The following is a 26369-nucleotide window of genomic DNA, read 5'->3' on the forward strand; positions in this document are numbered from 1 at the left end:
CCGGCCTGGCGGATCATCCTGCGGTGGCGGTTGCCGCCGGTGCGGCGGCCACCGTCGTCGGTGGCGCGGTATCGGCCTACCGGGGTGTCGAGGGTCTGCCGGTGGTCGGCGGCTGGTTGCGGCGGGCGAGAACGGATCTGGCGGCCCGCGGAGAGCAAGTCATCGCCGCAGGCGTCGAACCGGTCAAATCCGCAGTCAGCACGATCGCCGTGCAGATTGTGGACCGGGTGCTCGATGAGCTTGACCTCAACGAGCTGGTGCGGGAACGCGTCGATCTGATCGGCTTGGCCAACGAGGTGGTGGACGGCATCGACCTGCCGGCGATCATCCGGCAGTCCACCGAGTCGGTAACCACGGAAGTCATGGCCGATGTGCGAACGCAGGGTGAGCGTGCGGACGATGTGGTGTCCGGGTTCGTCGACCGGCTACTCGGCCGCGAGCGGGACCTCAGTTGACCTTCGTTGATCCGGCTGCCGAGCCGGCACGCGCCGCGGGCATCGTCAGTCGGGGCGTCGCCGCGGTGATCGACCTGGTGGTCGTCGGCGTCGTGCTCGGCGCGCTGTACCTGGGGCTCGTGCTGGCCCGGCTGATGTTCAACCCCACCGCATTCAGCCTCCCCACGCTCAGCGTGGTGTTCTCGACCGCGGTGATGTTCGGCGTCGCGGTGCTGTATCTGACCGGGTGCTGGGCGGTGTCGGGCTGCACGGCGGGGGCGGTGACGATGGGTCTGCGCGTGACGGCCGTCCGCGCCAAACGGCTGTCACCAGTGGTCGCGCTCTTGCGCGCGGTCGCCTATGTCCTGTTTCCGGTAGGCCTGCTCTGGGTGGCCGTCGATGCGAGACGAAGGTCGTTGCAGGACATCGTGTTCAGCAGCAGGGTCGTCTACGCCAACCCGTGAGGCGCGCCGTGCGTCAGGCCCGCGACGAAGATCTCGAGCAGGCTGCGCACGGTCGACTCGAAATCGGTGACGATCGTGTCGTGCCCGGCCGAACCTGGTGTGCTCCATGCCCAGGCTGTCCCGGTGAATGCGTGTACGGCTGCCGTCAACGACCCCAGCCGTCGGTCGGACAACGGCAGCGACGGCTGTAGCGCCGCGCCGAGCCGCTGCTGGGCATCTCCTGCCTGGGTCGACAGGACCCGCAGATCCTCGGGGCTGAGCCGGCTGATGAGCACAGGCGAGGCTGCGATGAGATCGCACAACACCGGCCGTGCCGCCAGGGTGCGAGCCAGTGCCGTCGCAGGAGTGGCGCTGCGCAGTTCGACCGCCAGCGCGTCGATCCAACTCAGGTGCTCGCCGTACATCACCCGCAGCAGCAGCGCTTCGCGTGAACCGGCATACCTCAGGATGCCCGACTTCGCCAGTCCGGCAGCAGCGGCCACGTCCCCCAACGTCAGTGTCGCGGCGGGCGTCTGGGTCAGGCATTCCCGCGTCGCAGCCATCAACTGGGACAGCCGGTCCTGACGCTGCGCGTCGCTGCGTGCGCGGGTGAACGGTTGGGCGGATTGCGGCATTCACAGATAATAGAACACTGTTCTGTTAAAGTCGCGAACCGTGAACCACCACTATGAGTGTGTTGTCCGCCGTCGCACCACGGCTTCGCCGCGGACCCTGTTTGCCATCGTGTCCGACGGATCCCGGTGGTCCGAGTGGGCCAAACCCCTGATTCCCTACTCGACATGGGAGACGAGGGGCCCGGCCGACGACGGTGGGGTCGGGGCGATCCGTGCCGTGGGCACCCGCAAGAAGCCGACCCGCGAGATGACCACGATCCATGAACCCGACCACAGGCATGGTTACACCATGCTCACGGACGGTCCGATCCGCGACTATCAGGCCGAGGTGTCGTTCACCGAGGTCGCCGACGGAACGCAGGTCACATGGCGAGGTAGGTACGAGACCCGTTGGCGTGTGGTCGGGTTGGCGTACTGGCTCGTCCTGCGTGTGGTGCTCGGGACGCTGGCCGGCAAGCTTGTGACCGCCGCCGAGCGGCGCACCTAGGTCAACCGCAGGCGGTCGGACTCCGCCCGGTGGGCTTCCAACTGCTCGCGGGAGTAGTGGGTGCGCCAGCCCGGCTGCCCGAAGCGACGTCGCAGGGTGAAGTACGTCGGGCCGAACCGCCCCGAGACCGACCGTGGCACGGCGCGCCAGAAGGCGCCGTGCAGCCGGCGTTCGAGGCGGTCGACCGCGGTTGTCCGTAGGCCGATCTCGGCGTGGAACTTCGCCGGAACCCCGGCCAGCAACCCGACGCGAATGGTTCGGGTCAGCGGCAGGGAGAGCAAGCGCCACAGTGGCATTGGCACCAGCCGCCACCCGCGTGGCTTGGGCGGATACAGCGCATGGTCGACGATGAAGCGGACCTGCGGATTGACCTGCAACGTGTCGTCGACGACGGGAGTCCAGTAGGCGACGAACTCGTCGTAGGTGTCGGGCAGGCTGCGAACGCCGAACCGGCGCCCCACCTCGTTCAGGCCGCGGTAGGCCTCCTCGCGCTCCCGGCTGTCGCGCAGCAGCCCGAACTCGTCGGCGATGTCGAGCCCGCCCTTGAGGATCGAGCCCCAGGTCCAGTTCCACATGTCCTTGTTCCAGGCGTGATAGGCGGTGCCGTCGGGCATCGAACCCGCGATCGGGCGATGCAGTTCGTGCAATCCGTGCGCCACATCGTCGCTTTCGGGCCCGGCGAACACGATGCCCATCACCATCTCGTACGTGCTGATCAACCGTCTGGACGCGTCCTGCAGGGTGGGCAGGTCCTCGGTTCCGTTGAGGGCGCGGTCCTTTTCGCTGAGGACGTGCGCGATCTTGGGATGCAGGGTTGGCATGACGAGCGCCGGGACATTGGCGTAGAGCAGCACCAGTGGGTGGGCGGTGACCCAGTGGCCGACGGTTCCGGGGCGCAGCGGGTCGGTCGCCGTCCCGGCGGAGGTGGCTTCGGGCCGGCGGGTCTCGGCGTCGGCATCGGGCAGCGGTGACACAACGAACTCCTCATGGTCGGCTGACTGATAGAGAAAACGACCGTCTTCTCAATTGGGCCGACGATAGCACCGTGATACTCGGATCGGTCAACCGGTGAAGGTCAGCTGTCGCGTTCGCCGGCGGTCAACACGACCCGTCCCAACAGCTCCAGTGCAGGTGGGGTGATGTCCAGCAAGGTCGACGCAGGCTCCGAACCCAGATGCTGGACGACCAGTTCGTTGACCGCGCCGAGGGCGCCGATCAGCAGGATCTGGTCCTCGGGCGTCGGCATCGGATCGGGCCCGGCCGGTCCGCGCACCCGCCGCAGTCCCTCGACCATGCCTGCGGTGAAGTCACGCAGGCCCTGGGTCCGGCGCTCACGGATGCGGTCGGTGGAGGCCACCGCTTCCACCACCAGGCTCTGCGTGAAAGCCGGATTGGCCGCCAGGGTGCCCAGATAGGTCGTCAGGCCGGCCTCGATCACACCGGCCGCCGTCCGGGCCGCAGCAGCGGCTTCCCTCATGCGCTCCACGAGGATGTCGACCGCGGCATAGGTCGCGAGAAACGCGGCCTCTTTGTCTGCGTGCAGCTCATAGAACGTCTTGGTGGAAATGCCGGCCCGCGTGGCGATTTCACGCACACTCGCGCCTGCGTAGCCACGCTCGGCGACGACCTCGACGGTCGCCACCCGAACGCGCGTCTCCTGCGACCGGCGCACCTCGGCCCGGGACAGCCCGTGCCGGTGCCGCGGCAGCGCGCCGAGCGCGTCGTCCCTGCTGAGCTCACGGATCTGTTCCGCGGGCCGCGGGGACTCGACTGGGTTGGAGTCGGTCACCTGCTCGTCCTACGTGATCGCCGGGTGGATCGCAACAAGCCGGGTTACGGCTTGATGCGGATCCGGCCCGGCTTGTAGAGCCCGGAGTGCGTCGCCGTGCCGAGTTCGACCTCTGCCGGCACCGCGTCGACGATGGTGTCGAACTTGCGCAGCGAGCCCCAGTCGCGGCCCCAGTCCTTGTTCAGGTAGGTGGCCATCACATGCTGGCGCAGCAGCAGATCGCTGATGCCCAGCAGGCCGCCGTTGATGCCGTCCTCCCAGGTGTCGGTGTCCTTCATCTTGGCGTTGTAGTCCGGGGTGATCCGGAACTTCGGCACCTCGGTGACACCGTTGGCGTGCAGCATCGGCTGCTGGCACGGGAAGGCCAGGCCCACAGCCCAGTCCATCAGCACCGGCTGCTGTGAGCCGATGTACTCCTGCACGGTCTTGACCTCGGGAACCCGGGGCGGGGTGACCGCGATCCAGTCTCCGAGGGACAACGACTTGTCCTCGGCGATGACCCGGACGTACGTCGCGTCGGCGGGGATCTTGCTGCGGTCGAAGCGCAGGTTGCGCCAGGACGGGATGGGCCCCAGGTCGTACGGCTCGACCCGTCCCGCCGGTACCGCGGCGCCGTCGGGTCCGGGCCGTCCGTACTCCAGCTCGACCGTCTGGCCTTCGGTGCGGCCGTTGAAAATGCTGTTGCCGGTGATGGTTCCGGCCGCGGTGACGACGACGAGCGGGTGGGCGGCGTCGGGGGCGGGCAGCTGGTACCAGGCCGAGGCCAGCTTGCTCTCCTGCTGGGCCGGGCCCTCGACGTAGCTGCCGGCCAGCGGAACCCGGGCCGGATCGAGCCCGTAGGGCAGTGGCACGGTCGACCCGTTGATGCCCGGGGTCTTCAGTTCGGCGGCCGCATTCCAGTCGGCGTCGATGCCCGGCATCGGGACGGTGATCCGAATCGCCTCGGCGACAATGTGGTCCGGCACGCCGTTCGGGGTGAACCCGGTCGGTGCGGTGCCGCCCAGCGGACCCAGCGGACCGTAGTCTCCGGGCGCGGGGGTCAGGAACCCGTCGTTGGTGTCGGGTTCGACCAGCACATCGTCGGCCAGGCCGCAGCCGCCGGCGAAGGCCCGGAGGTTCGACGACGCGTTGGAGTAGGTGCCGTCCTGGCGCACCACGCCGTAGAGCATCGAACCGACGAACACCACGACCATGAATCCGGCCGCGATCGGCACCGGCGCGGTGGTCAGTGCCCGCGCCACCCGGCCCTCGGCCGAGGGTCTCAGATGCAGCCAGTACGCCCACAGCGCGGTGATGGCGAACAGCGCGAAGAAGATGGCGCTCACCGTGATTCCGCCGATGTTGGGCTTGTCGTTGTTGAACGGCACGCCGTAGCTGGACACGTACCACCAGCCGTTGGTGGTGGCGAAGCACAGAGCCAGCACGAACAACACCGCCGCGGTGAACGCCATGCGGTTACGCGCCGAGCGCAGTACGGCAGGCCCGGCCAGCACCGTCACCACTGCGGCCATCGCCGCACCCACAGCGGCGAACAGGCCGAAGTGGTGCACCCACTTGGTGGGCGTGAACATCAGGCAGAACATGGTCGCGAAGATGATGCCCATCAGTCGCCATACCGGCCCGCGGGCCACACCGGGAACCCGCTTGCGCCGCAACATGATGAACAGCGACGCGAACAGGCTCAGCGCGGTGATGATGAAGCCGAACCGGCGCGACAGCGAGCCGTCCACGGTCGGCAGGATCAGGTAGTAGTAGCGCAGGTTCTCGGTGTACCACTCCTGGCTCGGGCCGATCGCGGTGCGAATCCTGGTGGCCTCCAGCACTGTTGCCAGCGTCTGGTCGGCGAACACCACGGTCAGGATCACCGTGCCCGCGGCCAGCAGTGGCAGCACCAGCGGCCACACGCCCAGCACGCGGCGGCGCCGCACCAGGATGCGCAGGAGCGGACGGCCACCGGCGAGCAGTGCGGCGACGGCGATCAGGCCCGTCGGCTGGATACCGAGGGTGAAGGCCGCCGAGATGATCGCCATGGCGGCCGGGGTCAGGCGTCCGGAGATGATGGCCCGCTCGATCAGCACGTAGGTGATCAGTGCGCCGGTGGCGATCTGGCCTTCGGGGCGCAGGCCGTTGTTGAACGGCATCCAGGCCGCCATCAACACCAGGCCCGCGGCCCACAGGGCCGGCTTGGAGGCGATGACCGCGGGTCCGAGGCGAGGCAGCACCTCGCGGGACAGCAGCAGCCAACAGACCAGGGCGCAGATCAGGTCGGGCAGTCGCATCCAGATGCTGGCGTCGCTGACATGGGTCATCAGGGCCAGCAGGTTGTAGAACCAGCCGAAGGGATCCTCCGGGCTGCCGAACCAGCGGAAGTAGTTCGACATGTAGCCGGCGTGGTCGGCCACACGCGCCATCTGCAGGATGTAGCCGTCGTCGGACGAGTTGGCGCCGATCACGTGCCAGCTCAGGAACCCGCCGACCACCACCACGTCGACGGCGCTGAAGGTGCGCCAGCGTGACGGGATCAGGTGGTGCATCCGCCGTCCATCGAGGCGGTCCAGCCGCCACAGTGCCAGCAGCGCAACCACTGTCGCGGCGATCCCGAGCAGCATCGCCATCAGCTTGAGTGCGGTGGGTTTGGAGGTGAAGCGGGTGTCGATCGTGGCCGACAACGAAAGGCCTTGCGGAGCAGGTCCGCTCAGCTCGGTGAAGACGCCGACGATCTGGGGCCGCAGGTTCGGGTCGGGGAAGCCGGTGCGTAGCTCCTTGCCGTCCGTGCCGGTGAGACCGACAAACGTGGCGAAGGTGCCCGCGTCCGACGAGGTGATCTCGATGCGTTCGCAGGCAGGCGAGTTCACCTTGTCCCGCGTGACGCTGGCGATCACGACGTTGCGGTCGGTGATGTCGACACGCTTGGCGTTGACGTTGACGAACAACGCGTTGAGGGCGGCCTGCCTGCCCTCCTTCGGGGCGGTGCCCAGCACCATGCCGCCCTCCGGCGGCATGGACCGGATCGCCTCACACGGGATGGTCACCGACATGGTGACCGGGGTCTGGGTGATCAGCGGCGCGGTGACGTTGTTGAGCTGACCCTGCTGGGGCCAGTTGAGCGTCGCGGTGGTCTGCACCACCGGCAGCAGCGGTGTGGCCACGGCGCACAGGAAGCCGATGAGTCCCGCGATCATCGCGACCCATCGGGTTACCTGAACGCCCTTGTCAGCGCTGTGTTCGCGCACGGTCGTGCTCATGGCAGGGCCCGGATCGGTCCGGGCCGGCTGAAGCCGAACACTCGTTGGGTCCCTTGATCGATCGCGGCGACGGGCGCCTGGCCGGCCGGCACCACCGGGTCGTACTTCTCGATCGAGCCCCAGTCCCGGTACCAGTCGTCACGCAGATACGTCGGAATGGTCGACGTGCGCAGCAGCGCCTGGATGAAGAGGAAGGGACCACCCTTTTGGGCGGACTGCCACATGTTCGACGACACCACCACTTGCTTGACGTTGGGGAGGATGCGGTACTCCGGCAGCTCGGCGACGCCGAGATGTTCGGAGAACGGGCGCTGGCATGGGAAATTCGCGGCGGTCGCGATGTCCATCAGCACCGGGGTCTGCGCGCCGAGGAACTGCTGCGCGGTCTGCAGGGTCGGCACCCGTGGCGGGGTGAAACCGAACCACTGATCTTCGGAGAGGTTGGGATCGTCGGCGACGATCCGGGCCACGTTGGCCTCCGGCGGTGCCCAGGCCAGCGGGAAACGCAGGTTGCGCCAAGCGTATTGGGCGAACACGTCGATCGGCTGGACGGCGTCGAGAGCCTGGAAGCTGCCGTCGGGACGGTGCACGCCCCACTGCAGTTTCAGCGACTGGCCGTAGTGGAACTCGTGTTCCTCGTCGTAGTACCAGATCGCGCCCGCGGCGGCGACGGTCACCAGTGGCCGGTCCGCGGTGCGGGGCGGCAGCTGGTACCAGGCCGAGGTGGCCTTGGCGGCGACGGTGTTCTCCTTGTAGCTGCCCATCACCGGGGTGCGCGCGGGGTCCAGGCCGAACGGCAGGTACACCCGGGATCCGTTGACGCCGACGGGGCCGTAGCCACCGCCGGTGCCCGCGGCGTAGGCGATGCCGACGTTCGGTTTGTTGGGCGATCCGTCGGAGTTCACCGTGCCGGGGTTGGCGACGACGGGCTTCGGTGGTTCCAGGGTGTCGCTGATCCCGTTCGGGGTGAACCCAACGGGGTTCTCACCGCCCAACGGTCCGTACTCGCCGTAGGTCTGGCCTTCCACCGGTTGCAGCATGCCCGCGTTGGTGTCGGACTCGACGAGAACGTCGTCGGCCATGGCGCAGCTGTCGGACGACAGGCCCGAGGTCAGTACCGAGACGTTGGCCGCCGCGGTGGTGTAGGCGGGGGAGCGCTGGACGAATCCCTTGGCCATCGAGCCGACTTCGAGCACCACCATGATGGTCGCGACCACCAGCAGCGGGGTCGACGCGAGCGCCCGGTTGCGCCGGGTGTCGGCCACCTCGGTGTGTCCGGCGTAGTCGATCCGGAAGTGCAGCCAGCCGGCCAGCACCGCGGTGACGATGGCCAGCGCCAGGAAGATGGTGGTGACCGGGAACCCGGCGATCACCGGCTGGCGGTCGAACCAGGGCACGCCGTAGTTGCCGACGTAGAACCAGCCGTTGGTGCCGGAGGTGGCCCACGCGAGAACGAACAGCAGCGCGGTGACGTAGAGGGCGAGGTTGCGTCGGCTGTGCAGGCCCACCATGGCGAAGGCGAATGCCGTCACCGCCCCGAGGGCAGCGGCCAGTCCGGCGAAGGCACCGAACTGCACGGCCCACTTGGTCGGGGTGAAGTGCAGTAGCAGCAGGCCGACGGCGGTGGTGCCGATCAGTCGCCAGACCGGGCCGCTGGCCAGCCCAGGCACCCGGCCCTTGCGCAGCAGCACGGCGATCATGCCGAACAGGCAGAGCATCATCGTCAGGACAGCGAACCGCCGGGTCAGGGAGCTGTCGACGGAATCTTCGACGGTCAGGAAGTAGTAGCGCAGGAATTCCTGGTACCAGGAGATGGTCGGCCCGACGGTGTACTTGATCCGGGCCGATTCGGCGACGCTGGCCAGGGTCTGGTCGCGGAACACCACGACGAAGATCAGTGCCGCCGAGCCGGCGAGCGCGGCCAGTGCGGGCAGGGCGATGCGGCGGGCCTTGATGATCCTGATGACGGTGCGGGCGCCGACCAGAAGCGGGGCCAGGGCGATGAGGCCCTGTGGGGCCAGGGTGACGCTGAACGTCGCGACGATGATCGCCAGGCAGGCCGGCCACAGGCGGTGTGTGGCGATGGTGTTTTCCACGAGGGCCCACACCGCGAGCACGCCGAAAGCGATCAGTGGTTCGGGGCGCAGGCCGTTGTTGAACGGCATCCAGGCGGCCAGGAACACCGCGCCGGCGGTCCACATGGTGACCCGGTTGAGCGCCACGCGGCGCCCGAGTCGGGGGAGTACCCAGCGGCTCAGCAGCAACCAGGTGCCGATGCCGGCCAGGGTGGCGGGCAGCCGCATCCACACGCCGGCCGTGCTGATCGCCGCGAAGTGGCTCAGCACCGACTGGTACCAGTCGAACGGGGCCTCGGTGGTGCCGAAGTAGCGGAAGTAGTTGGCGGTGTACCCGGCGTCGGCCGATACCCGCGCGATGGTCAGGTTGTAGCCGTCATCGGAGGAGATGGCGCCGATGACATGCCACACCAGCAGACCCCCGATGACGCCGATGTCGGCGATCCAGGTGGCGAGCGGGACCTTCACGAAACGGCGCCAGGCGCGACCAAAGCGGTGCCCTCCCCTGGCTTGGATGTCGCCGCCGGGGCGGCTCCGGCGGTCCAGCACAGCCAGCGCCACGATCGAGGCCACCACGCACAGCACACCGAGCGCCATCACCAGCAACTTCAGCGGGGTCGGGGAGGTGATGAACCGGGTGTCGATGTCGACGCGGGCGCTCAGGCCGGGCTGCGGCGTCATCTTCAGGTCGGTGAAGAGGCCGGCGACCTGGGGCTTCTTCTCGACCGCCGCGGTGCCCGTGGCACCGGGGATGCCGACGAAGTCCGCGCCGACGCCGCCGAGGTTGGCCCACAGGTGCAGGGCGCTGCAGCCGCCCGCGTTGATCGCCGCGCGGGGCGCGACGGCGGCCACCGAGTCGCGGAACGCCACCACCACGGTTTCGGCGTTGGCCCGGACGAACAGGCCGTTGCGGCTGGCGTCGATGCCGGCGGACGGGATGGTGGAGAACACCAGGCCGCCCTCGGCGGGCAGTGACGCCATCGCCGAGCAGGGAATCGACACGTCGAGGGACTGCGGAGCACCCGACACCAAGGGGGCGGTCACCGAGGTGACGTTGCCTCCGGCGTCGGTGCCCTGCGGCCACAGGATCGTCGCGGTGGTCTGTTTGACGGGCAGTAGCGGCACCAGCGCGCACAGCACCACACCCGCGATGCCCGCGATGATGGCGATCAGGCGTGCGATGCCCACAACACGGTCGGTTGGCTCATCGGAAGGCACGAGGCTCGATGTTATGCGACCCGGATGTGAGCCCCGGTCTCCCCTGCCGCGTGCTCAGGAGAGTTGACCGAGCTGTGTCTTAGCTGTGCCGCAGCGGCGCCGGGCTCCACAACCCGCTGCGGATCGCGGTGCCCAGGTCCAGGCGGGCCGTTGTGGCGTCCGGGTACCAGGGGGTGAGCCGCTGCAGCGAACCCCAGTCCCGGAACCAGTCGTCCTTCAGGTACGTCGGCACGCTCGACGGCCGCAGCAGCAGTTCGGAGATGCCCAGCGGGCCGCCGCCCAGGTAGTCCATCACCGGCGAGTTGGCCTCGGCACCGAAGCGGTCGGGCAGGATCCGCCACTTGGGCACCTCGGTGACGCCGTACTGATGGCCGAACGGCCGTTGGCACGGGAAGGCCAGGCCCACCAGCCAGTCCAGCAGGACCGGGTCCTGCGAGCCGACCACCTCCTGCAGGGTGCGCAGTTGCGGAATGCGCGGCGGGGTCACCGCGATCCAGTGCTGGGGAGCCAGATCGTCGTCGGAGGCGACCAACCGGATCTGGGTGGCCTCGCGCGGGATGGCGGCCAACGGGGCCCGCAGGTTGCGCCAGGCCGGGGCGGCGCCCACGTCGGCGAATCCGACACCACCGCCGGGCTTGTTCTCGGCGGCCTGCGCGTCGGTGGCCCACTGCACCACGACCTCGCCCGGATCGAAGCGGCCCGCGGCGGAGACGACTAGCAGCGGTCCGGCCTTGTCGCGGTCGGGCAGCCGGTACCACGCCGAGCGCATGATCGCGGGCTGCTGGGTCCCGGAGCGCCAGCTGCCCAGCACCGGGGTGGTGGCGGGGTCGAGTCCGTACGGCAGCGACGCCCGGGAGCCGTTGACCCCGGCGGCCGCGGTGGTGCCACCCTCGGTGCCCACCTCGCTGCCGGTCACGGTGCCCGAGTCGGTGTCGGCGAAATTGCCGGAGCCGGGCTGTTCCATCACCGGGTCGGCCGAGACGTCCGAGGGGATGCCGTTGGGGCCGAATCCTTGCGAGGTGACCGCGCCGAGGGCCTGCCCGAGCGGCTCGCTGATCGGCGTCAGCAGGCCCGCATTCGTGTTCTCCTCGACCATCACGTCGCTGGCCAGCCCGCAGGACTTGCCGGTGAGCGCCTCCAGGTTGGAGCGCCCGACCGACCAGGCCGGGTACTGGTTGACCATCGCGAGGGTCAGCGACACCACCTCGAACATCACCAGCACCCACGCGGCGATCGCCAGCGGCGACTGCACGATCCGTTGCCAGCGGCGCTGCGCGCCGTCGGGGGACTTGTCCCGGCCGCTGAAGTGGAACCAGGCCGCCAGTAGCAGTGCCAGCACCGAGAACCCGAGCAGGATGGTGGTGACCCCGAAGTGCCACTCGGGGAACGAGTTCGACCACGGTACTCCGAAGTTGGAGACGTACCACCAGCCGTTGACCGTGGCGAACGACAGGGCCACCACGAACAGGACGAGGGCGGCGAACATCGACCGGTTGCGCCGGGATTTCATCGCCGCGGCCGTCACCGCGACGGCGGCCAGCGCGCCGAGGGATCCGGCCAGCCCGGCGAACACGCCGAAGTGGTGGGTCCACTTGGTCGGGGTGAACATCATCGCCAGGAACGAGATGATCGTGATGCCGACGATGCGCCGGCTCGGGCCGGCCGCGGTGCCGGGGATGCGTCCCTTGCGCAGCGTCATCGCCACCGACACGGCCAGCGCCACCAGCAGGGTCAGCACCGCGAAGCGTCGCGCCACCGAGCCGTCCGGGCTCGAGGTGAACAACCGCGAGTAGCGGATGTGCTCGTCGAACCAGGCCAGGCTGGGGCCGACGGCGGATTTGAAGGTGCTGGCCTGGATCTCGCCGGCCAGGGTCTGGTCGCGGAAGATCAGGATGATCGTCACCGTGCAGGCCGCCAGGATCGGGGCCAGCAGCGGGAGGTGCCCGAAGCGTGAGGTATGCCGGGCCACAATGGTTTTCAGCGGTCCCACGGCCACCAGCAGGGCGCCGACGGCGGCGACCCCGGTGGGGCCGGAGAACAGGGTCAGCGCGCCGATGATGATGGCGATCGCCACCGGCAGCATGCGGTTGGTGGCCACCCCGCGCTCCACCGAACACCAGGTCAGCAGGATGCCTAGGGCGATGATCGGTTCGGGACGCAGGCCGTTGTTGAGCGGTAGCCAGAACGCCAGGAACATGCCTGCCGCGGTCCAGGCCGCCGCGCGGTTGGTCTTGACGGCGCGGCCGAGTCGCGGGAGCACCTCGCGGCTGATCACCCACCAGCAGGCGAGTGCCATCACGAGCGTTGGCAGCCGCATCCAGACGCTGTTGGTGGAGACGTGGGCCCACAGCGCCAGCAGGTCGTAATACCAGCCGAATGGCGCTTCGGGGGTGCCGAACCAGCGGTAGTAGTTGGCCATGTAGCCGGCATGTTCGGATACCCGGGCCATGGTCAGGATGTAGCCGTCGTCGGAGGTGTTGGCCCCGACGAAGTGCCACCACACCAGCACCGCGGTGACCAGCCCGTCCAACGGTGTCATCGACCACCAGCGGGGCGGGAGGAAGCGCCGGTGCCGGACGCCGTCGGCGGTGTCGAGACGGTGCAGGGCGCCCAGCGCGATGACGGTCATCGCCACCCCGATGATCATCGCCAGCATCTTGAGCAGCGTCGGGGCGCTGCTGTAGCGGGAGTCGATGGTGGCCGAGAACTTCAGGCCCTCGGGTGCGGGCCCGGACAGGTCGGTGAAGACGCCGACGATCTGCGGGCGGAAGTCGTAGCCGCCGCGCTCACCCCGCAGGGGTGCGGTGGGGTTGTCGGCGGTGGGGCTGGCGTCGGCCTGGGTGAGCCCGACGAATTCACCGGTCACCTTGTCGGCGTGCGCGGTGAACGTCAGGGACTGGCAGGCCGGGCTGAGCACCTTGTCCAACGGTGCGCTGACCACCGGGGTGTTGCGCACGATGACCAGCAGGTCGTTGTTGACCCGCTCGATCAGCAGGCCGCGGTCGATGGCCTTGGGTGCCTGCTTGGGCACGGTCGACAGCAGAACCGTCTTGCCGCGATTCTCCGGCCCGGCCAGTCCGGCGGCGGCCTGGCAGGGCACGGTGATGGTCAGGTCGCTGGCGACGTACCCGATCAGCGGCGCGTTGATGCTCTGCCACGTGCCGTCCTGCGGCCAGTTCAGCTGGGCAGTGGTCTGCTTGACCGGAAGCAGTGGTGTTGCCACCGCCATCAATACGCCGAGCAAACCGGCGACGATCGCGATGAGCCGCACCGTCCGGTGGTTGCTGCCGGCGGTTCCCTGCGGTCCCGTCACGGGCTCTGATGCTATCGGCGTGTCTGCGCCGGAACTAATGGCCATCGGGAGTTGGCTTTCTGATCGCCAGGACGAACGGGCCGATGTCGGTCACCTCGAAACGTGGATCTTTGAACAGTGCCGCGTCGAGCGCCACGTGATAGCGGCGCACGTTGGGCTGGTTGGGGTAGACGTCGGAGGCCAGGCGCAGCGTGTACGTGTCGTTCGCGCCGTGGCGCATCAGGAACACTGTCGGCGCCTTCCAGGGCATCTCGTCCAGGGCCTTCACGAACTGGTCGGCCTTGTCCATCGTGGCCCAGCCCTCGATGGCCTTGGCGCGTTTGTCGAACTCGGCCAGCGGGTTGGCGTAGTGCGACGTCAGTCCCTGGAACCCGTAGTAGGGGTAGTAGGACAGGAAGCTGTAGTCGGCGGTGAGCACCACGGTCTGGTTCTGCGGCACTCCGGTGACCTCGGCGATCTTGGCGTCGATCTCGCGGTAGTAGCGCTCGGCTCCCGGAGCCCGGCGGTCGGCCCGGACCCCGGTGCCGTCGGTGTCGGTGTAGGCCACGTTGATGTCGGGGCGCAGTACGTCGGGGATGTCCTGGCTGAACGTGATGGCGCCGATCGCGCCGACGGCGGACGCCGCTGCGACGACGCGACGCGCGGTGTCGGGCTGGTAGCGCCGGGCGATCGCCTGCGTCGCCTCGATGAACCCGAACGCGCCCGCGGTGGTGAGCAGCACGGTCAGCGTCGGCTGCAGCCGGAAGGACAGCAGCGTGGTGCCGGCCAGGGTGGTCAGCATCGACAGCAGTGACCAGGCGTAGACGGCCAGGACAGCGACGGCCAGGGCCCCGGCCCGGGTCGAGCTGCGCGCCCGGACCACAAGCCACAGCGTGCCGAGCATGCACAGCGCGCCGAGCAGGGTGAAGCTCAGCATCGGGAAGGTCAGCTGGGCGCCGGCGTCGGGCAGATAGTGCTGGGCGGTGCCCTTCTCGGCGGGTGTTCCGCGCAGGGCGGCCAGCAGGTACGGGGCCCAGGTGAACAGGGCGATCGCGCCGGCGATCACCGCGATGACGATGCCCCTCAGCAGGGGATCGAACCGTCTGCGGGCGACGGCAAGCACCAGCCCCATGAGGGCCAGCGTGAATGCGCAGTAGAGGAAGAGCAGGGTGTAGAGCAGGGCGGTCACCCCGAGGAAGATCCCGACGCCGATGACGGCGGCCCAGCCGCCGTTTCTGGTCTGCCCCCTCAGCCCCGACCAGGCGAGCACGAACACGGGCGGCAGCAGCACGGTGATGATCGCGGCATAGGGCTCGGTGGACGCGTAGGCCAGCATCGCGGCGGTACTCGCAGTGGTCACGATCAGCGCGTACTCGAAGCGAATCATGGTCGCCCACAACACGAATGCCAATGCGACGGCAATGGTGATCGAGACGATGGACCACGGCTTGAACATCTCCCAGGCCGGGGTGTCGGTGGCCGCGGCGATGCGCCCGCCCATCCAGAACCAACCGGCCGGGTAATAGGGCGGCAGCCCGAAGTAGGTCATGTCGTGCAGGCCGGGGGTATCGGCCAGCCGGGTCAGGTATTCGGTGCGGAACTGCTGGTCGACCGACACCCCGAACAGGTAGAGCTTGGTGGCGCCCAGCGGCATCGCCAGGGTGACCACCGAGAACGCCGACAGGAAGATCAGGCCGGCCAGTCGGGCGAGGGTGCGCCGGCCGCGCCGCCAGATCAGGCCGGCCGCGAAGATTCCGGCGAGCGCGCCGACCTGGCCCACCGTGGTGAGCGCGTGCAACTGGTTGGACGTGTTGTAGGCCGGCCATTGGACCTGGGCGATCGCCGCGATCGACACCCCGGCCACCGCCGAGGCGAGCATCAGGGCGATCACCATGTGTCCGGCCACCCTGGCCGGACCGGCCAGTCCGGCCTGCATCAGATGGGAAGCTTGCGGAAGATGGACCGCGGAATGTGCCGCAAGACCATCATCACGTATCGGAACGCGCCCGGCGCCCAGACCAGCTCCTTGCCCTTCGCCGACGCGGTGACGGCAAGGTTGGCGACATATTCCTTGTCGACGGTCAGTGGCGCTTCCTTGACGTGGGCGCTCATCCGGGTGCGGACCTGGCCGGGCCGGATCACCAGCACCCGCGGGCCATATTCGCGCAGCGCCTCACCGAGGCCGAGGTAGAACCCGTCGAGGCCGGCCTTGGTGGAGCCGTAGACGAAGTTGGACCGGCGCACCCGCTCGCCGGCGGCCGAGCTCATCGCGATGATCTGGCCGTAGCCCTGCGCCCGCATCTTCTCGCCGACCAGGACACCGACCGAAACGGCTGCGGTGTAATTGATTTCGGCGATCTGCACGGCCTTGCGCTGGTTCTGCCACAACTCCTCGGCGTCGCCGAGCAGGCCGAACGCGACGATCGCGACATCCACGTCACCGGAGGCGAACGCCTTGTCGATCACGTCGGGGTGGGTTGCTGTGTCGACCGCATCGAAGTCGATGACCTCGACTGAACTGGCACCGGCCTTGCGCAGCTGGGCCACCGCGTCGTCGCGGCCGGGATCGCCGGGCAGGGCGGCCAGCACGATGCGGGCGGAAGCGTCGCGCAGATAGCGCTCACAGATCGCCAGCCCGATCTCTGAGGTGCCGCCGAGCAGCAGAATTGTCTGGGGGTTACCTACGGCGTCGAACACCATCTAGCGCAGCTCCAAGCCTCGGGGGACATCGTGACGAGGGTACCGTGCGGTTTCCGCCGAAAATTAGAGCGCGGGGTCTTGACGCTTTTTCCTACACGCCGTAGCTTTTTTCTACACCGTGTAGGAAATAGGGGAGATCATGACGATTCGTGACTGGCTGACGTTGCCCGCGACGGAACCGGGGGAGGACTACGGGTTCTTCGGCCCCGGTTCGGTGACATGGAAGGTGTGGAGTTATCCGACATCCCTGTCGATCGGGTTTCAGCGGGCCGTCGTCATCGAGGAACTCGACCCCGCTCTCGTCGCGGCGGTCGACAAGACCCATGAGATCTACTCGCGGCCACGGACCCGATATGACCGGACGCTGCGGTACTTCGCGATGGTGGCGTTCGACGACAGTCGCTCGACCACGAAGGCCGCCGACGTCCTGGTCAAGATCCATTCCAAGGCCATCGGCACCGACCCGGTCACCGGAAAGACCTACGACGCGAACGATCCCGGTTCGCAGTTGTGGATCCACCTGACCGCGTGGCATTCCATCCTGGTGGCCTACGAGAAGTACGGTCCCGGTCCGCTGCCACCCGAAGAGGAGTTGCAGTACTGGCGGGAATGCGCGATCGCGGCCGAGCTTCAAACCTGCGATCCGTCCGACGTTCCCCTGACCCGCGACGGCATCCGGGAGTACTTCGAGCAGATGCGGCCCCAGTTGATCGGCTCGGATATCGCCCGTCAGGCGATGCACCACCTGCTGGGCGCCGAGGTGATGTTGCCCAAGATGCCACTGCTGCTGCGCCCGGGCACGACGGTCATCACCGCATTCCTGCGCCGCGGCACCCTGGCGACGATGCCGCGCTGGATGCGAGAGATGGCCGGGCTCAGCACATCCCGGGTTCTCGACGCGCTGGCCGTACTGCCGCTGCGGATCGGGTTCAGGGTGATCGCGATGAGTACCCGGCTCGAGCTGATCCTGCTGCGGCTGCTGTCGCCGGCAACCTTGCCCATCGGTGCGCGGGTCCTGCTGTCGGTTCCGCCGAAGGACCCCGTCACCACGACGCCGCGTGAGGCCCAGCGTCGCTACGGCTACGACGCACCGAGCCAGGCGCACTTCGAGCTTCGCGACCGGCAGGCGGTCCGGGTGTTCGGCGAGGGCGGCGCACCCAGTGACGAGGGCATCCTGGAATCTCAGCCGATCCTTGGCACGATCGGTTGACATGAACGAAGCCGCACTCGCGAACCGGGCCCGCGCCGAGCACCTGGGCCCGGACCGCCGTCGGCCACAAGTGCTGGACACCGCGTTGGACATCGCCGCGCACCAGGGCCTGGCGGACGTGACGATGGGAACCATCGCGCGCCGTCTGGGCGTCACCCGGCCGGTGGTCTACGCCTGCTACCCCGGGCGCGGGGAAGTGCTTGCCGCACTGCTGGATCGGGAAACCGACGTGGTGCTGTCGAGCCTGCTCGAGCTGTTGCCGCCGCAGCGCACCGGCTCCATCGAGCAACTGTTCGTCGACGGGTTCCATGCACTGCACAGCACCGTGCGCGAGCGTCCCGCCTCGTGGCGCATCATCTTCGCGGCCGATCCCGACCCGGTGCTGACCGCGGCGATCGTCGCCGGCCGTGAGCGCATCCGGGGCCAACTCGCCACGGCCATGCGCCCGCTGCTGCAACGGTGGCAGGTCGCCGATGTCGACATCACGCTGCCCATGCTGGTCGAGGTGTTCCTGGCGATCTGTGAGGCGGCGGTCCGCAAGATGCTCGACGCCGATGACGATGCCGACCCGGAGTTGGTGGCCGAAACCTTCGGCAAGGCGGCATATCGCGCCGTGCGTGCAAAAGGCCAGTGAGACAACAACACCCCGCGAGCCGAAGCCCGCGGGGTGTTGCGTTGGTTTTCGATCGGTCGATCAGGCCAGATCGAACCGGTCGTTGTCCATCACCTTGGCCCACGCCGCGACGAAGTCCTTGACGAACTTCTCCTTGGAATCGTCCTCGGCGTACACCTCGGCCAGCGCCCGCAGCTGCGAGTTGGAGCCGAACAGCAGGTCGACGCGGCTGGCGGTGAACTTCTGTGCGCCGCTGGCCCGGTCGGACCCGACGTAGGTGCCGTCATCAGCGGGCGACGGGGCCCACTTGATGCCCATGTCGGTCAGGTTGACGAAGTAGTCGTTGGTCAACTGACCCTTGCGGTTCGTCAGAACCCCGAGGTCCGAACCACCGTGGTTGGCGCCGATCACGCGCAGGCCGCCGATCAGCACGGCCAGCTCGGGGCCCGACAGGCCCAGCAGGTTGGCCCGGTCGATCAGCCGGTACTCGGCCGGCAGGCTGTCGCCCTTGCCGACGTAGTTGCGGAAACCGTCACCCTTGGGCTCCAGGTAGGCGAACGACTCGACATCCGTCTGCTCCTGGGTGGCGTCGCCACGACCTGAGGTGAACGGCACTGCGACGTCCAAACCGGCGTCCTTGATGGCCTTTTCGACACCGACTACACCGCCGAGGACCACCAGGTCGGCAAACGACACACCGGTGTTGGACGCGGCCTGGATCTCCTCGAGCTTGCGGATCACCTGGGCGAGCTCGTCGGGCTCGTTGACCTCCCAGCCGAGCTGCGGCTGCAGCCGGATCCGGCCGCCGTTGGCACCGCCACGCATGTCGCTGGAGCGGTACGAGGCCGCCGCCTTCCACGCGGTGTCCACCAGCTGCTGGACCGTCAGGCCCGAATCGGCGATGGCCGCCTTGAGCGTGGCGACATCGGCGTCGCTCAGTGCCTTACCGGCCGGAACGACGTCCTGCCACACCCAGGTCTGCTTGGGCACCAGCGGTCCGAGGTAGCGGGCCACCGGACCCATGTCGCGGTGGATCAGCTTGAACCAGGCCTTGGCGTACTCCTCGGCCAGCTCCTCGGGGTGATCCAGCCAGCGGCGGGTGATCTCGCCGTAGATCGGGTCGTACCGCATCGACAGGTCGGTGGTCAGCATCGACGGGTGGGTCTTGCCGGTGCCCTGTGCCATCGGCACCGAGTTGGCCCAGCCGCCATCCTTGGGCTTCCACTGGTTGGCACCCTGCGGGCTCTTGGTCAGCTCCCACTCGTTGCCGTAGAGGATCTCCAGGAACGAGTTGTCCCACTTGGTCGGCGTGTGGGTCCAGGTGACCTCGATGCCGCTGCTGACGGTCTCGTTGCCGACACCGGGGTTGGCCCAGCCCAGGCCCATCTGCTCGAGCGGGGCCGCCTCGGGCTCCACGCCGTTCTCGATGTCGGTGGCGCCGTGGGTCTTGCCGAAGGTGTGACCACCGACGATCAGGGCGGCGGTCTCGATGTCGTTCATCGCCATCCGGCCGAAGGTCTCGCGGATGTCGATGGCCGCGGCCAGGTAGTCCGGATTGCCCTCGGGGCCTTCGGGGTTGACGTAGATCAGGCCCATGTGGCTGGCAGCCAGCGGGTTCTCCAGCTTGGTGCGGTCACTGCTGCCGGCGTAGCGCTCCTGCGAGCCCAGCCACTCGTGCTCGGAGCCCCAGTAGATGTCCTCCTCGGGCTCCCAGAAGTCCGGGCGGCCGAAGGCGAAGCCTGCCGTCTTGAAGCCCATGTGCTCCATCGCGCGGTTGCCCGCGTAGACGATCAGGTCGGACCAGGACAGCTGCTTGCCGTACTTCTTCTTGATCGGCCACAGCAGACGGCGGGCCTTGTCCAGGCTGACGTTGTCGGGCCAGCTGTTCAGCGGGGCGAAGCGCTGCATGCCGCGCCCGCCACCGCCACGGCCGTCCTCGACCCGGTAGGTGCCGGCGGCGTGCCACGCCATGCGGACGAAAAGCGGGCCGTAGTGGCCGAAGTCGGCGGGCCACCAGTCCTGCGAATCGGTCAGCAGCGCGTCGAAATCGCGGGCCAGGGCGTCGACATCGAGACTCTTGACGGCCTCGCGGTAGTCGTAGCCCTCGTCATTCGGGTCGATGGCAGGGGGGTTCTTCTGCAGGATCTTCAGGTTGACCGCGTTGGGCCACCAATCGCGGTTGCTGCCGCCCTCGACGGGAGGCTTGATCTGCATCGGACAGCCGCTTTCGGCGGGTTCGGTTTGTGCTTCACCAATCGGGGGGTGAGTTTCGGCGTCGGCCATGACAAATCCTTTCCGGGGCTGGCGGGTGAAGGGGTTATCTAGTTGGGGCAGTGGAACATTCGGGGCAAGTACCCCAATAGATGACCTCGGCTTCATCGATCTCGAAACCGTGGTCGTGTGACGCGGTCAGGCATGGGGCCGACCCGGCCGCGCAGTCCACGTCGGCGATTGCGCCACACGAGCGGCACACGACGTGGTGGTGGTTGTCGCCGATGCGTGATTCGTACCGGGCAACTGAACCGGATGGTTGGATGCGCCGTACCAGTGCTGCTGCGGTCAGCGCATGCAATGAGTCATATACGGCCTGGTGGGAGACATCGGGCAGGTCCTTGCGCACCGAACGGATGATGGTGTCCGTGTCAGCGTGTGGGTGCGCATGGACCGCGTGCAGTACCGCCACTCGGGGGCGGGTCACACGCATGTCGGCGCTTCGCAGCATCTGCTGGAAGTCCGCGGTTGTCGCCACGGACCGAAGTCTCGTCCCTTTTCTGGAATTAGTCAAGAATAAAATTCTCGCCAATTCGAGGGGAACGGTGAGGGGCTAGACGAGCTCCAGGCGACGTGCCATGTCCGAGACGAACAAGCCGTCGGGGTCGACCTTGCGGCGGACGGCCAACCACTCCTCGATGCGCGGGTACATCGCGTGGAACGTGCTCGCGGTGGTCCGCGAATCCTTGGCGGTGTAGAGGCGGCCGCCGAATTCCATTACGCGGCGGTCGAGTTCGGTGAGGAACTCGCTGAGTCCGGCCTTGATCTGGAAGTCGACGCAGACGTTCCACCCGGGGATCGGGAAGCTCAGCGGAGCCTGGTTGCCCGGGCCGAACAGCTTGAACACGTTGAGGAACGAGTAGTGCCCGGAGCGCTGGATGTCGATCATGATCCGCTTGAATTCGTCGACGGCCTCGGTGGGCACGACGAACTGGTACTGGGTGAATCCGCCCGAACCGTAGGCACGGTTCCATTCCCCGACCATGTCCAGCGGGTGGTAGAACTGCGTCAGGTTCTGGGCCTTGCCCCGGTAGCTCTTGCCCATCCGGTACCACACCTCGGTCATGGCGCCGAAGATGAGCTTGTTACCCAGGCCGTTGGGGAAGATGTCCGGTGCGGTGAAGTACTGCGGCGCATCGAATTTGAGGGGATCGCGCTGCAGGTTTGCGGGCAGCTGGTCCAGTTTCGCCAGCGAGCCGCGGGAGATCACCGCGCGGCCCAGCTTGGGCGGGGCACTCATCGCGTCGAACCAGGCCGACGAGTAGGTGTAGTTGTCCTCGGTGCCGTCGCTGTGGAACTCGATGGTCTCGTCGAGGCCGTGGGTGACATCGCCGTCGGCGATGAAATAGGCCGTCTCCGTGGGGGTCATCTCGATCGTCGCCCGCAGGACGATGCCGGTCAGACCGTTACCGCCGACGGTGGCCCAGAACAAGTCGGCTTCGGGACCGTCCGGCGTGAGCTTGCGGATCTCCCCGTTTGCGGTCAGCAGATCGATCGAGCGCACGTGGTTACCGAAACTGCCTGCGCTGTGGTGGTTCTTGCCGTGGATGTCACAGCCGATGGCGCCGCCGATGGTCACCTGCCGGGTGCCCGGCAGCACCGGAACCCACAACCCGTGGGGTAGTGCGGCCCGCATCAGTTGGTCGAGGTTCACCCCGCCGTCCACGTCGACCAGCTTGGTGCCGGCATCGATCGAGTGGATCTGGTTCAGCCCCGACATGTCGATGACGAGGCCGCCGCCGTTCTGCGCGTTGTCTCCGTAGGAGCGGCCCAGGCCGCGGGCGATCACACCCCGGCCCTTCTGCTCTGCGGCCCTGGTCACGGCCTTGACGATGACCTCGGGATCGCTGGTAGAGAGCACCTGTGCCACGGTCGGTGCGGTCCGGCCCCAGCCTGTCAGGCGCTTGGGAGTGGTCGGCAAATCGGTAGTCGACATCGCAGAGAAGCGTACCCGGCAGTAGGCGGCGCCGACCTCAGTGGAGTTTGAAGATCACCGCGCGCTGCACGATGAAGTTGATCACCGTGGCGGTGCCCTGGGCGATGACGAAGGCCACCGGTACCCGCCAGGGCTGGTTCTCGAACTGCATGTAGAACACGAAGTTGATGCCCACCTGCACCGCGTAGGTGAGTGCGTAGAGAACGCAGACCGCGATGAACCGGGCCCTGCTGGGCGGCGCCTGGAAGGTCCAGCGCCGGTTGATCAGGTAGGCGGTGGTGGTGCCGGCGATGAAGCTGATGGTCTTGGCGACGTTGACCCGGATGTCCTCGTCGACGTGCCAGACCGTGGCGAACAGCCGAAGGAAGGCGACGTACAGGCCGAAGTCCACGATCGCGGCCAGTCCGCCGGTGACGAGGAACCGGAACGCCTGGGTTTTCAGGCTCAGGGTCGGCGACATGACAGGTTCGGCCACCCGGGCAGCTTAGCGAGCGCTTACGGTGCACTCGTGCTGCAGTTGGTGCTCAACGATCTAGGTATCGCGGTCTTCGCGTCGTCGGGGGTCATCGTCGCGATCCGCAAGGGCTTCGATCTGTTCGGTATCGCGGCGCTGGGCGTGTTGACCGGCGTGAGCGGCGGGGTGATCCGTGACCTCTTCCTCGGCGTCCATCCGCCCATCTCTATCCAGCACTGGCCGAACATCACGGTTGCTCTGGCGGCGACTTTTGTGGCCACCCTCACCGCGAAGCACCTCATCCGGTTCCACCACATCGTTCTGCCGCTGGACGCGATCGGCATGGGCTTCTTTGCGACTTCAGGTGCGGCGTTCGCCGTCGACCATGGGGCCAGCTGGTTCGCGGCGGTGCTGATCGGCATGACCACCGCGATCGGCGGCGGCATCATTCGCGATGTGCTGGTCCGGGAGATCCCGATGTTGATGCGGCCGGACGATCTGTATGCCGTCCCGGCGTTGATAGGTGCGACGACGTACGCGGTCATCGACTACTTCGGCCCGCAGTGGATAGGCCTGGCGGTGGGCTCTGTGCTGGCGACTGTGCTGCGCCTGGCCGGATTGGTATTCGGTTGGCGGCTGCCGACCGGGCCGCCGGACCTGATCGTGGGCGAGGATTCCTAACGCAACGCGGCTGACAACACGCCGCACAGCGCGTCGACCGCAGGTGCGAAGGCGTGATCTGCGGGCGCGCCGAAACCGATGATGACCCCGTCGGGATCGGGGGTATCCGGTCCCGCCTGCGGATGACGCATGATCGACAGCCCGGACAACGCGATGCCGGCCTCACCGGCCCGGCGCAGCACCTCGGGTTCAGCGCCGTCGGGGAGCGTGAGCAGCATGTTGACGCCCGCGGCCAGACCGCCGATGCCGAGGTCGAATCCGGCGAGTGCGGAGACAAGCTCGTCGCGTCGCCGTCGGTAGCGGTTGCGCATCCGCCGGATGTGCCGGTCGTAGCCGCCGCTGCGGATGAAGTCGGCCAGGGTCAGCGCCGTGAGGGCGTCGACGTGATACTGCGCCCCGCCGGCCGCCGCGACCACCGGATCGATCAATGCCTCGGGCAGCACCATCCAGCCGACGCGCATCACCTGCGCCATGCTCTTACTGGCCGAGCCCAGATAGACGACCCGTTCGGGGTTCAAGGACTGCAGGGCGCCGACGGGTTGGCGGTCGTAGCGGAACTCGCCGTCGTAGTCGTCGTCCAACACGTATCCGTTGGTGCGTTGTGCCCAGTCGATGACCGCAGTGCGCCGGGCCGGGTGCAACGCCATGCCGAACGGGCTCTGATGCGCGGGAGTAAGTAGTACGGCTGGGGTGTCGAGGTGCTCCAGATCGCTGATCGTCGCGCCGTGCTCGTCGACGCCGATCGGTGTCGTTGGCACGCCAAGCGCCGCGAGCGCGTCGCGAAAGATGAACAGCCCGTGGGCCTCCACCGCGATGGGCCGCCCGGTGCCCAGCACCCTCCCGATCAGGTCGACACCGTCGCGCACCCCGGAGCAGATCACGACCGACTCCGGCGTCGCGCGCACACCGCGCACCCGGCCCAGATATTCGGTGAGTGCCTCGCGTAGCACCAGCGGTCCGCGCGGGTCGCCCATTCGCAGTGCCGAGACAGGTGCGTTGGTGATGGCCCGGCGCGCCGATGCCAGCCAGGCCGACCGGGGAAACTCGGACACGTCGGGGGAGCCGGGCATCAGGTTGTGCCGAGGGGCGGCGGGAATACGGCGCGGTCGTGGCGCCGGTCGCGGAGCGGTGGCACGGGCGACCCAGGTGCCCGCCCCCTGGCGGGAGGCCAGCCAGCCCTCGGCGACCAGCTCCGCATAGGCCTCGGCGACGGTGTTGCGGGCCAGTCCCAGATCGGAGGCCAGCGTGCGTGACGGCGGCAGCCGTGTCTCGGTGCTCAGCCTGCCGGTTCGGATTCCCTCCCGAAGTGCGGTGATCAGCTGCTCCCGGGCGGTGCGGCTGCCGGGCTCGATCCTCGTGCGCAGCTCGAGGTGCAGGTCCCGGCTACCAGAATTGGCCCGTGAAGTCACCGCAGTATTGAACCATCTAGGCGGTACTTTCTGGCCTAGCGTTGGTGGCATGACACAGACACTCGAGCCCGCCGCGACCGTTGACCGCCTCAAGATCTACAAGGTCTCGCCCGAGCTCTACGACGCGATGATGACGCTGTCGAACGCCGCCGCCAAAGACATCGACCCGGCCCTCGCCGAGCTGATCAAGATCCGTGCCTCGCAGCTCAACCGTTGCGCCTTCTGCCTCGACATGCACACCTACGACGCGCGCCGACATGGCGAGACCGAGCAGCGGCTGTCCTTGATCGCGGCCTGGGAAGAGGCCGGCGATCTGTTCACCGATCAGGAGCAGGCGGCGTTGGCGCTGACCGAGGCCGTCACCGATCTGAGCCACGGACCGGTCTCGGATGCCGTCTATGCCCGCGCGGCGGCGGCCTTCACCGAACGTGAGTTGGGTCAGGTCATCTCCATGGCGGTGACGATCAATGCGTGGAACCGGATCAACGCGGTCGTGAAGGCGGCTCCGCCTCGGCGGTGACCGCTGAGCGGCACAACGGCGCTCAGCGGTCACTTGAGGTGTGATGTCAGTCACAAATTGGAATATTGCCTGCGGGGCCGTCGAAGGATCTTCGGCGGTTCAGTTAATCCGGGCGTTGGGTAGCGCGTAACGGGCCGTTTACACAGCAAGCGCAAACCTGGAGTGCCCAGCGGGCCGGTCCGCGATATTGACGACCGTGACGGCAATCCTTCCGCTCACCGTGATTGGCTGCCAGGCATTCCACGGAAATGGTGAAATAGCAGTTCCGGCGCCGTAGCGGGGTCTTGCCTCGGCCGCCTTGTGCCGGTGGCAGGCGACCGCGACGCGCCGTGCTCACAGGTAACGGACAGCGACGGTGTGACGCACGCCGGTGTACGTCCAGCAAATATTGTGCCAAGGTTTGTCTGCTCGGTGGCCGGAAACCGTTGCCGTTGCTGCCCGGGTGTCGCCCGGTTACGTTTTCTCCTGCCAATCATGAGCAGGGCATGAGAACCGGATGTGACCTCCCTAATCGGGTAGTGGAGCGCCCATGTATCTCTGGGGTGGGGACCCTGGTTGGTGAAGGACGAAACGGATCACCGCCACAGCTAGGGAGAACATGTTGGCATTCAGACGGGTGCTGGTCGCATTGGTGACCGCAATGGCAGGGGTCTTTGCAGGCCTCTTCATCGGCACGGGCACTTCTCATGCGGGTATGGACAATGAACTGAGCCTGGTCGACGGTCAGGATCGGACTCTGACCGTTCAGCAGTGGGACACCTTCCTCAACGGTGTGTTCCCGCTGGACCGCAACCGGCTGACCCGTGAGTGGTTCCATTCCGGTCGCGCGAAGTACACCGTGGCCGGCCCCGGGGCCGATGACTTCGCGGGCACCTTGGAGCTGGGTTATCAGATCGGCTTCCCCTGGTCGCTGGGCGTCGGGATCAACTTCTCCTACACGACCCCCAACATCCTGAT

General features: G+C 67.7%; 21 protein-coding genes. 8 read left to right on the forward strand and 13 right to left on the reverse strand.

Annotated features, from left to right (window positions below; translation table 11 throughout):
* Window positions 1-5: 5 nt before the first annotated feature.
* Entirely contained in the window at window positions 6-455 is a 450-nt protein-coding gene (locus AB0I14_RS15570; RefSeq protein ID WP_358022896.1) for a hypothetical protein, read from the forward strand.
* Window positions 452-898: an RDD family protein gene (locus AB0I14_RS15575; protein WP_358022726.1), complete on the forward strand. Its 447-nt coding sequence runs from the start codon at window positions 452-454 to the stop codon at window positions 896-898. Before AB0I14_RS15570 ends, AB0I14_RS15575 begins: the two co-directional genes overlap by 4 nt.
* Here the strand turns inward: AB0I14_RS15575 and AB0I14_RS15580 are convergent.
* Window positions 883-1512 carry a TetR family transcriptional regulator gene (locus AB0I14_RS15580; protein ID WP_358022729.1) on the reverse strand — a complete coding sequence of 210 codons (630 nt, stop codon included), beginning with the start codon at window positions 1510-1512 and terminating at the stop codon, window positions 883-885. The two genes, AB0I14_RS15575 and AB0I14_RS15580, sit on opposite strands and share 16 nt — an antisense overlap.
* A gap of 40 nt (window positions 1513-1552) precedes the next feature.
* Between AB0I14_RS15580 and AB0I14_RS15585 the strand changes: the two genes are divergently transcribed.
* Entirely contained in the window at window positions 1553-1999 is a 447-nt protein-coding gene (locus tag AB0I14_RS15585) for an SRPBCC family protein (RefSeq protein ID WP_358022733.1), read from the forward strand.
* Here AB0I14_RS15585 and AB0I14_RS15590 read toward each other — a convergent pair.
* From AB0I14_RS15590 to AB0I14_RS15620, 7 genes are all read right to left on the reverse strand, one after another.
* Complete coding sequence (locus AB0I14_RS15590) at window positions 1996-2973, reverse strand: oxygenase MpaB family protein (protein ID WP_358022736.1); 978 nt, start codon at window positions 2971-2973, stop codon at window positions 1996-1998. The two genes, AB0I14_RS15585 and AB0I14_RS15590, sit on opposite strands and share 4 nt — an antisense overlap.
* Before the next feature lie 101 nt (window positions 2974-3074).
* Window positions 3075-3788, reverse strand: coding sequence for a helix-turn-helix domain-containing protein (locus tag AB0I14_RS15595; protein WP_358022739.1), 714 nt, complete (start codon window positions 3786-3788; stop codon window positions 3075-3077).
* A gap of 44 nt (window positions 3789-3832) precedes the next feature.
* Window positions 3833-7033 (reverse strand): arabinosyltransferase domain-containing protein, encoded by a 3201-nt coding sequence (locus tag AB0I14_RS15600; protein WP_358022742.1) that lies wholly within the window; start codon window positions 7031-7033, stop codon window positions 3833-3835.
* A complete protein-coding gene (locus AB0I14_RS15605) occupies window positions 7030-10326 on the reverse strand; it encodes an arabinosyltransferase domain-containing protein (protein ID WP_358022745.1) in 3297 nt (1098 codons plus the stop codon). Before AB0I14_RS15605 ends, AB0I14_RS15600 begins: the two co-directional genes overlap by 4 nt.
* A 79-nt stretch (window positions 10327-10405) precedes the next feature.
* Window positions 10406-13639 (reverse strand): arabinosyltransferase domain-containing protein, encoded by a 3234-nt coding sequence (locus AB0I14_RS15610; RefSeq protein WP_358022748.1) that lies wholly within the window; start codon window positions 13637-13639, stop codon window positions 10406-10408.
* A 34-nt stretch (window positions 13640-13673) separates the two neighbouring features.
* The gene (locus AB0I14_RS15615; RefSeq protein WP_358022751.1) at window positions 13674-15554 is read right to left on the reverse strand and encodes a galactan 5-O-arabinofuranosyltransferase; all 1881 of its coding nucleotides are present in this window, start codon (window positions 15552-15554) and stop codon (window positions 13674-13676) included.
* Window positions 15554-16318 carry a decaprenylphospho-beta-D-erythro-pentofuranosid-2-ulose 2-reductase gene (locus AB0I14_RS15620; protein WP_358022754.1) on the reverse strand — a complete coding sequence of 255 codons (765 nt, stop codon included), beginning with the start codon at window positions 16316-16318 and terminating at the stop codon, window positions 15554-15556. Before AB0I14_RS15620 ends, AB0I14_RS15615 begins: the two co-directional genes overlap by 1 nt.
* A 139-nt stretch (window positions 16319-16457) precedes the next feature.
* On the opposite strand from AB0I14_RS15620, the gene AB0I14_RS15625 reads away from it, so the two are divergent.
* On the forward strand, window positions 16458-17528 hold the full coding sequence (locus AB0I14_RS15625; RefSeq protein ID WP_358022758.1) for an oxygenase MpaB family protein: 1071 nt from the start codon (window positions 16458-16460) through the stop codon (window positions 17526-17528).
* Window position 17529: 1 nt separating this feature from the next.
* Window positions 17530-18162 (forward strand): TetR/AcrR family transcriptional regulator, encoded by a 633-nt coding sequence (locus AB0I14_RS15630; RefSeq protein WP_358022761.1) that lies wholly within the window; start codon window positions 17530-17532, stop codon window positions 18160-18162.
* Window positions 18163-18222: 60 nt separating this feature from the next.
* On the opposite strand, the gene katG is transcribed toward AB0I14_RS15630, so the two are convergent.
* The 4 genes from katG to AB0I14_RS15650 form a co-directional block, all read right to left on the reverse strand.
* Entirely contained in the window at window positions 18223-20424 is a 2202-nt protein-coding gene (katG, locus tag AB0I14_RS15635; protein WP_358022764.1) for a catalase/peroxidase HPI, read from the reverse strand.
* A gap of 34 nt (window positions 20425-20458) precedes the next feature.
* Window positions 20459-20890 carry a Fur family transcriptional regulator gene (locus AB0I14_RS15640; RefSeq protein WP_090429933.1) on the reverse strand — a complete coding sequence of 144 codons (432 nt, stop codon included), beginning with the start codon at window positions 20888-20890 and terminating at the stop codon, window positions 20459-20461.
* Between the two features lie 75 nt (window positions 20891-20965).
* The gene (locus tag AB0I14_RS15645) at window positions 20966-22348 is read right to left on the reverse strand and encodes an FAD-binding oxidoreductase (RefSeq protein WP_358022767.1); all 1383 of its coding nucleotides are present in this window, start codon (window positions 22346-22348) and stop codon (window positions 20966-20968) included.
* A gap of 37 nt (window positions 22349-22385) precedes the next feature.
* The gene (locus AB0I14_RS15650; RefSeq protein ID WP_358022898.1) at window positions 22386-22808 is read right to left on the reverse strand and encodes a GtrA family protein; all 423 of its coding nucleotides are present in this window, start codon (window positions 22806-22808) and stop codon (window positions 22386-22388) included.
* A 48-nt stretch (window positions 22809-22856) separates the two neighbouring features.
* On the opposite strand from AB0I14_RS15650, the gene AB0I14_RS15655 reads away from it, so the two are divergent.
* Window positions 22857-23483 carry a trimeric intracellular cation channel family protein gene (locus tag AB0I14_RS15655; protein WP_358022770.1) on the forward strand — a complete coding sequence of 209 codons (627 nt, stop codon included), beginning with the start codon at window positions 22857-22859 and terminating at the stop codon, window positions 23481-23483.
* Here the strand turns inward: AB0I14_RS15655 and AB0I14_RS15660 are convergent.
* A complete protein-coding gene (locus AB0I14_RS15660; protein WP_358022773.1) occupies window positions 23480-24892 on the reverse strand; it encodes a PLP-dependent aminotransferase family protein in 1413 nt (470 codons plus the stop codon). The genes AB0I14_RS15655 and AB0I14_RS15660 overlap by 4 nt on opposite strands.
* A 49-nt stretch (window positions 24893-24941) precedes the next feature.
* On the opposite strand from AB0I14_RS15660, the gene AB0I14_RS15665 reads away from it, so the two are divergent.
* Both AB0I14_RS15665 and AB0I14_RS15670 read left to right on the forward strand, forming a co-directional pair.
* A complete protein-coding gene (locus AB0I14_RS15665; RefSeq protein WP_358022776.1) occupies window positions 24942-25412 on the forward strand; it encodes a carboxymuconolactone decarboxylase family protein in 471 nt (156 codons plus the stop codon).
* A 598-nt stretch (window positions 25413-26010) separates the two neighbouring features.
* Window positions 26011-26369: MspA family porin (locus AB0I14_RS15670; protein WP_358022779.1), on the forward strand; the 359-nt coding region annotated here is incomplete at its 3' end.

It is taken from the genome of Mycobacterium sp. NPDC050441, from assembly GCF_040655355.1.
Classification (GTDB): domain Bacteria; phylum Actinomycetota; class Actinomycetes; order Mycobacteriales; family Mycobacteriaceae; genus Mycobacterium.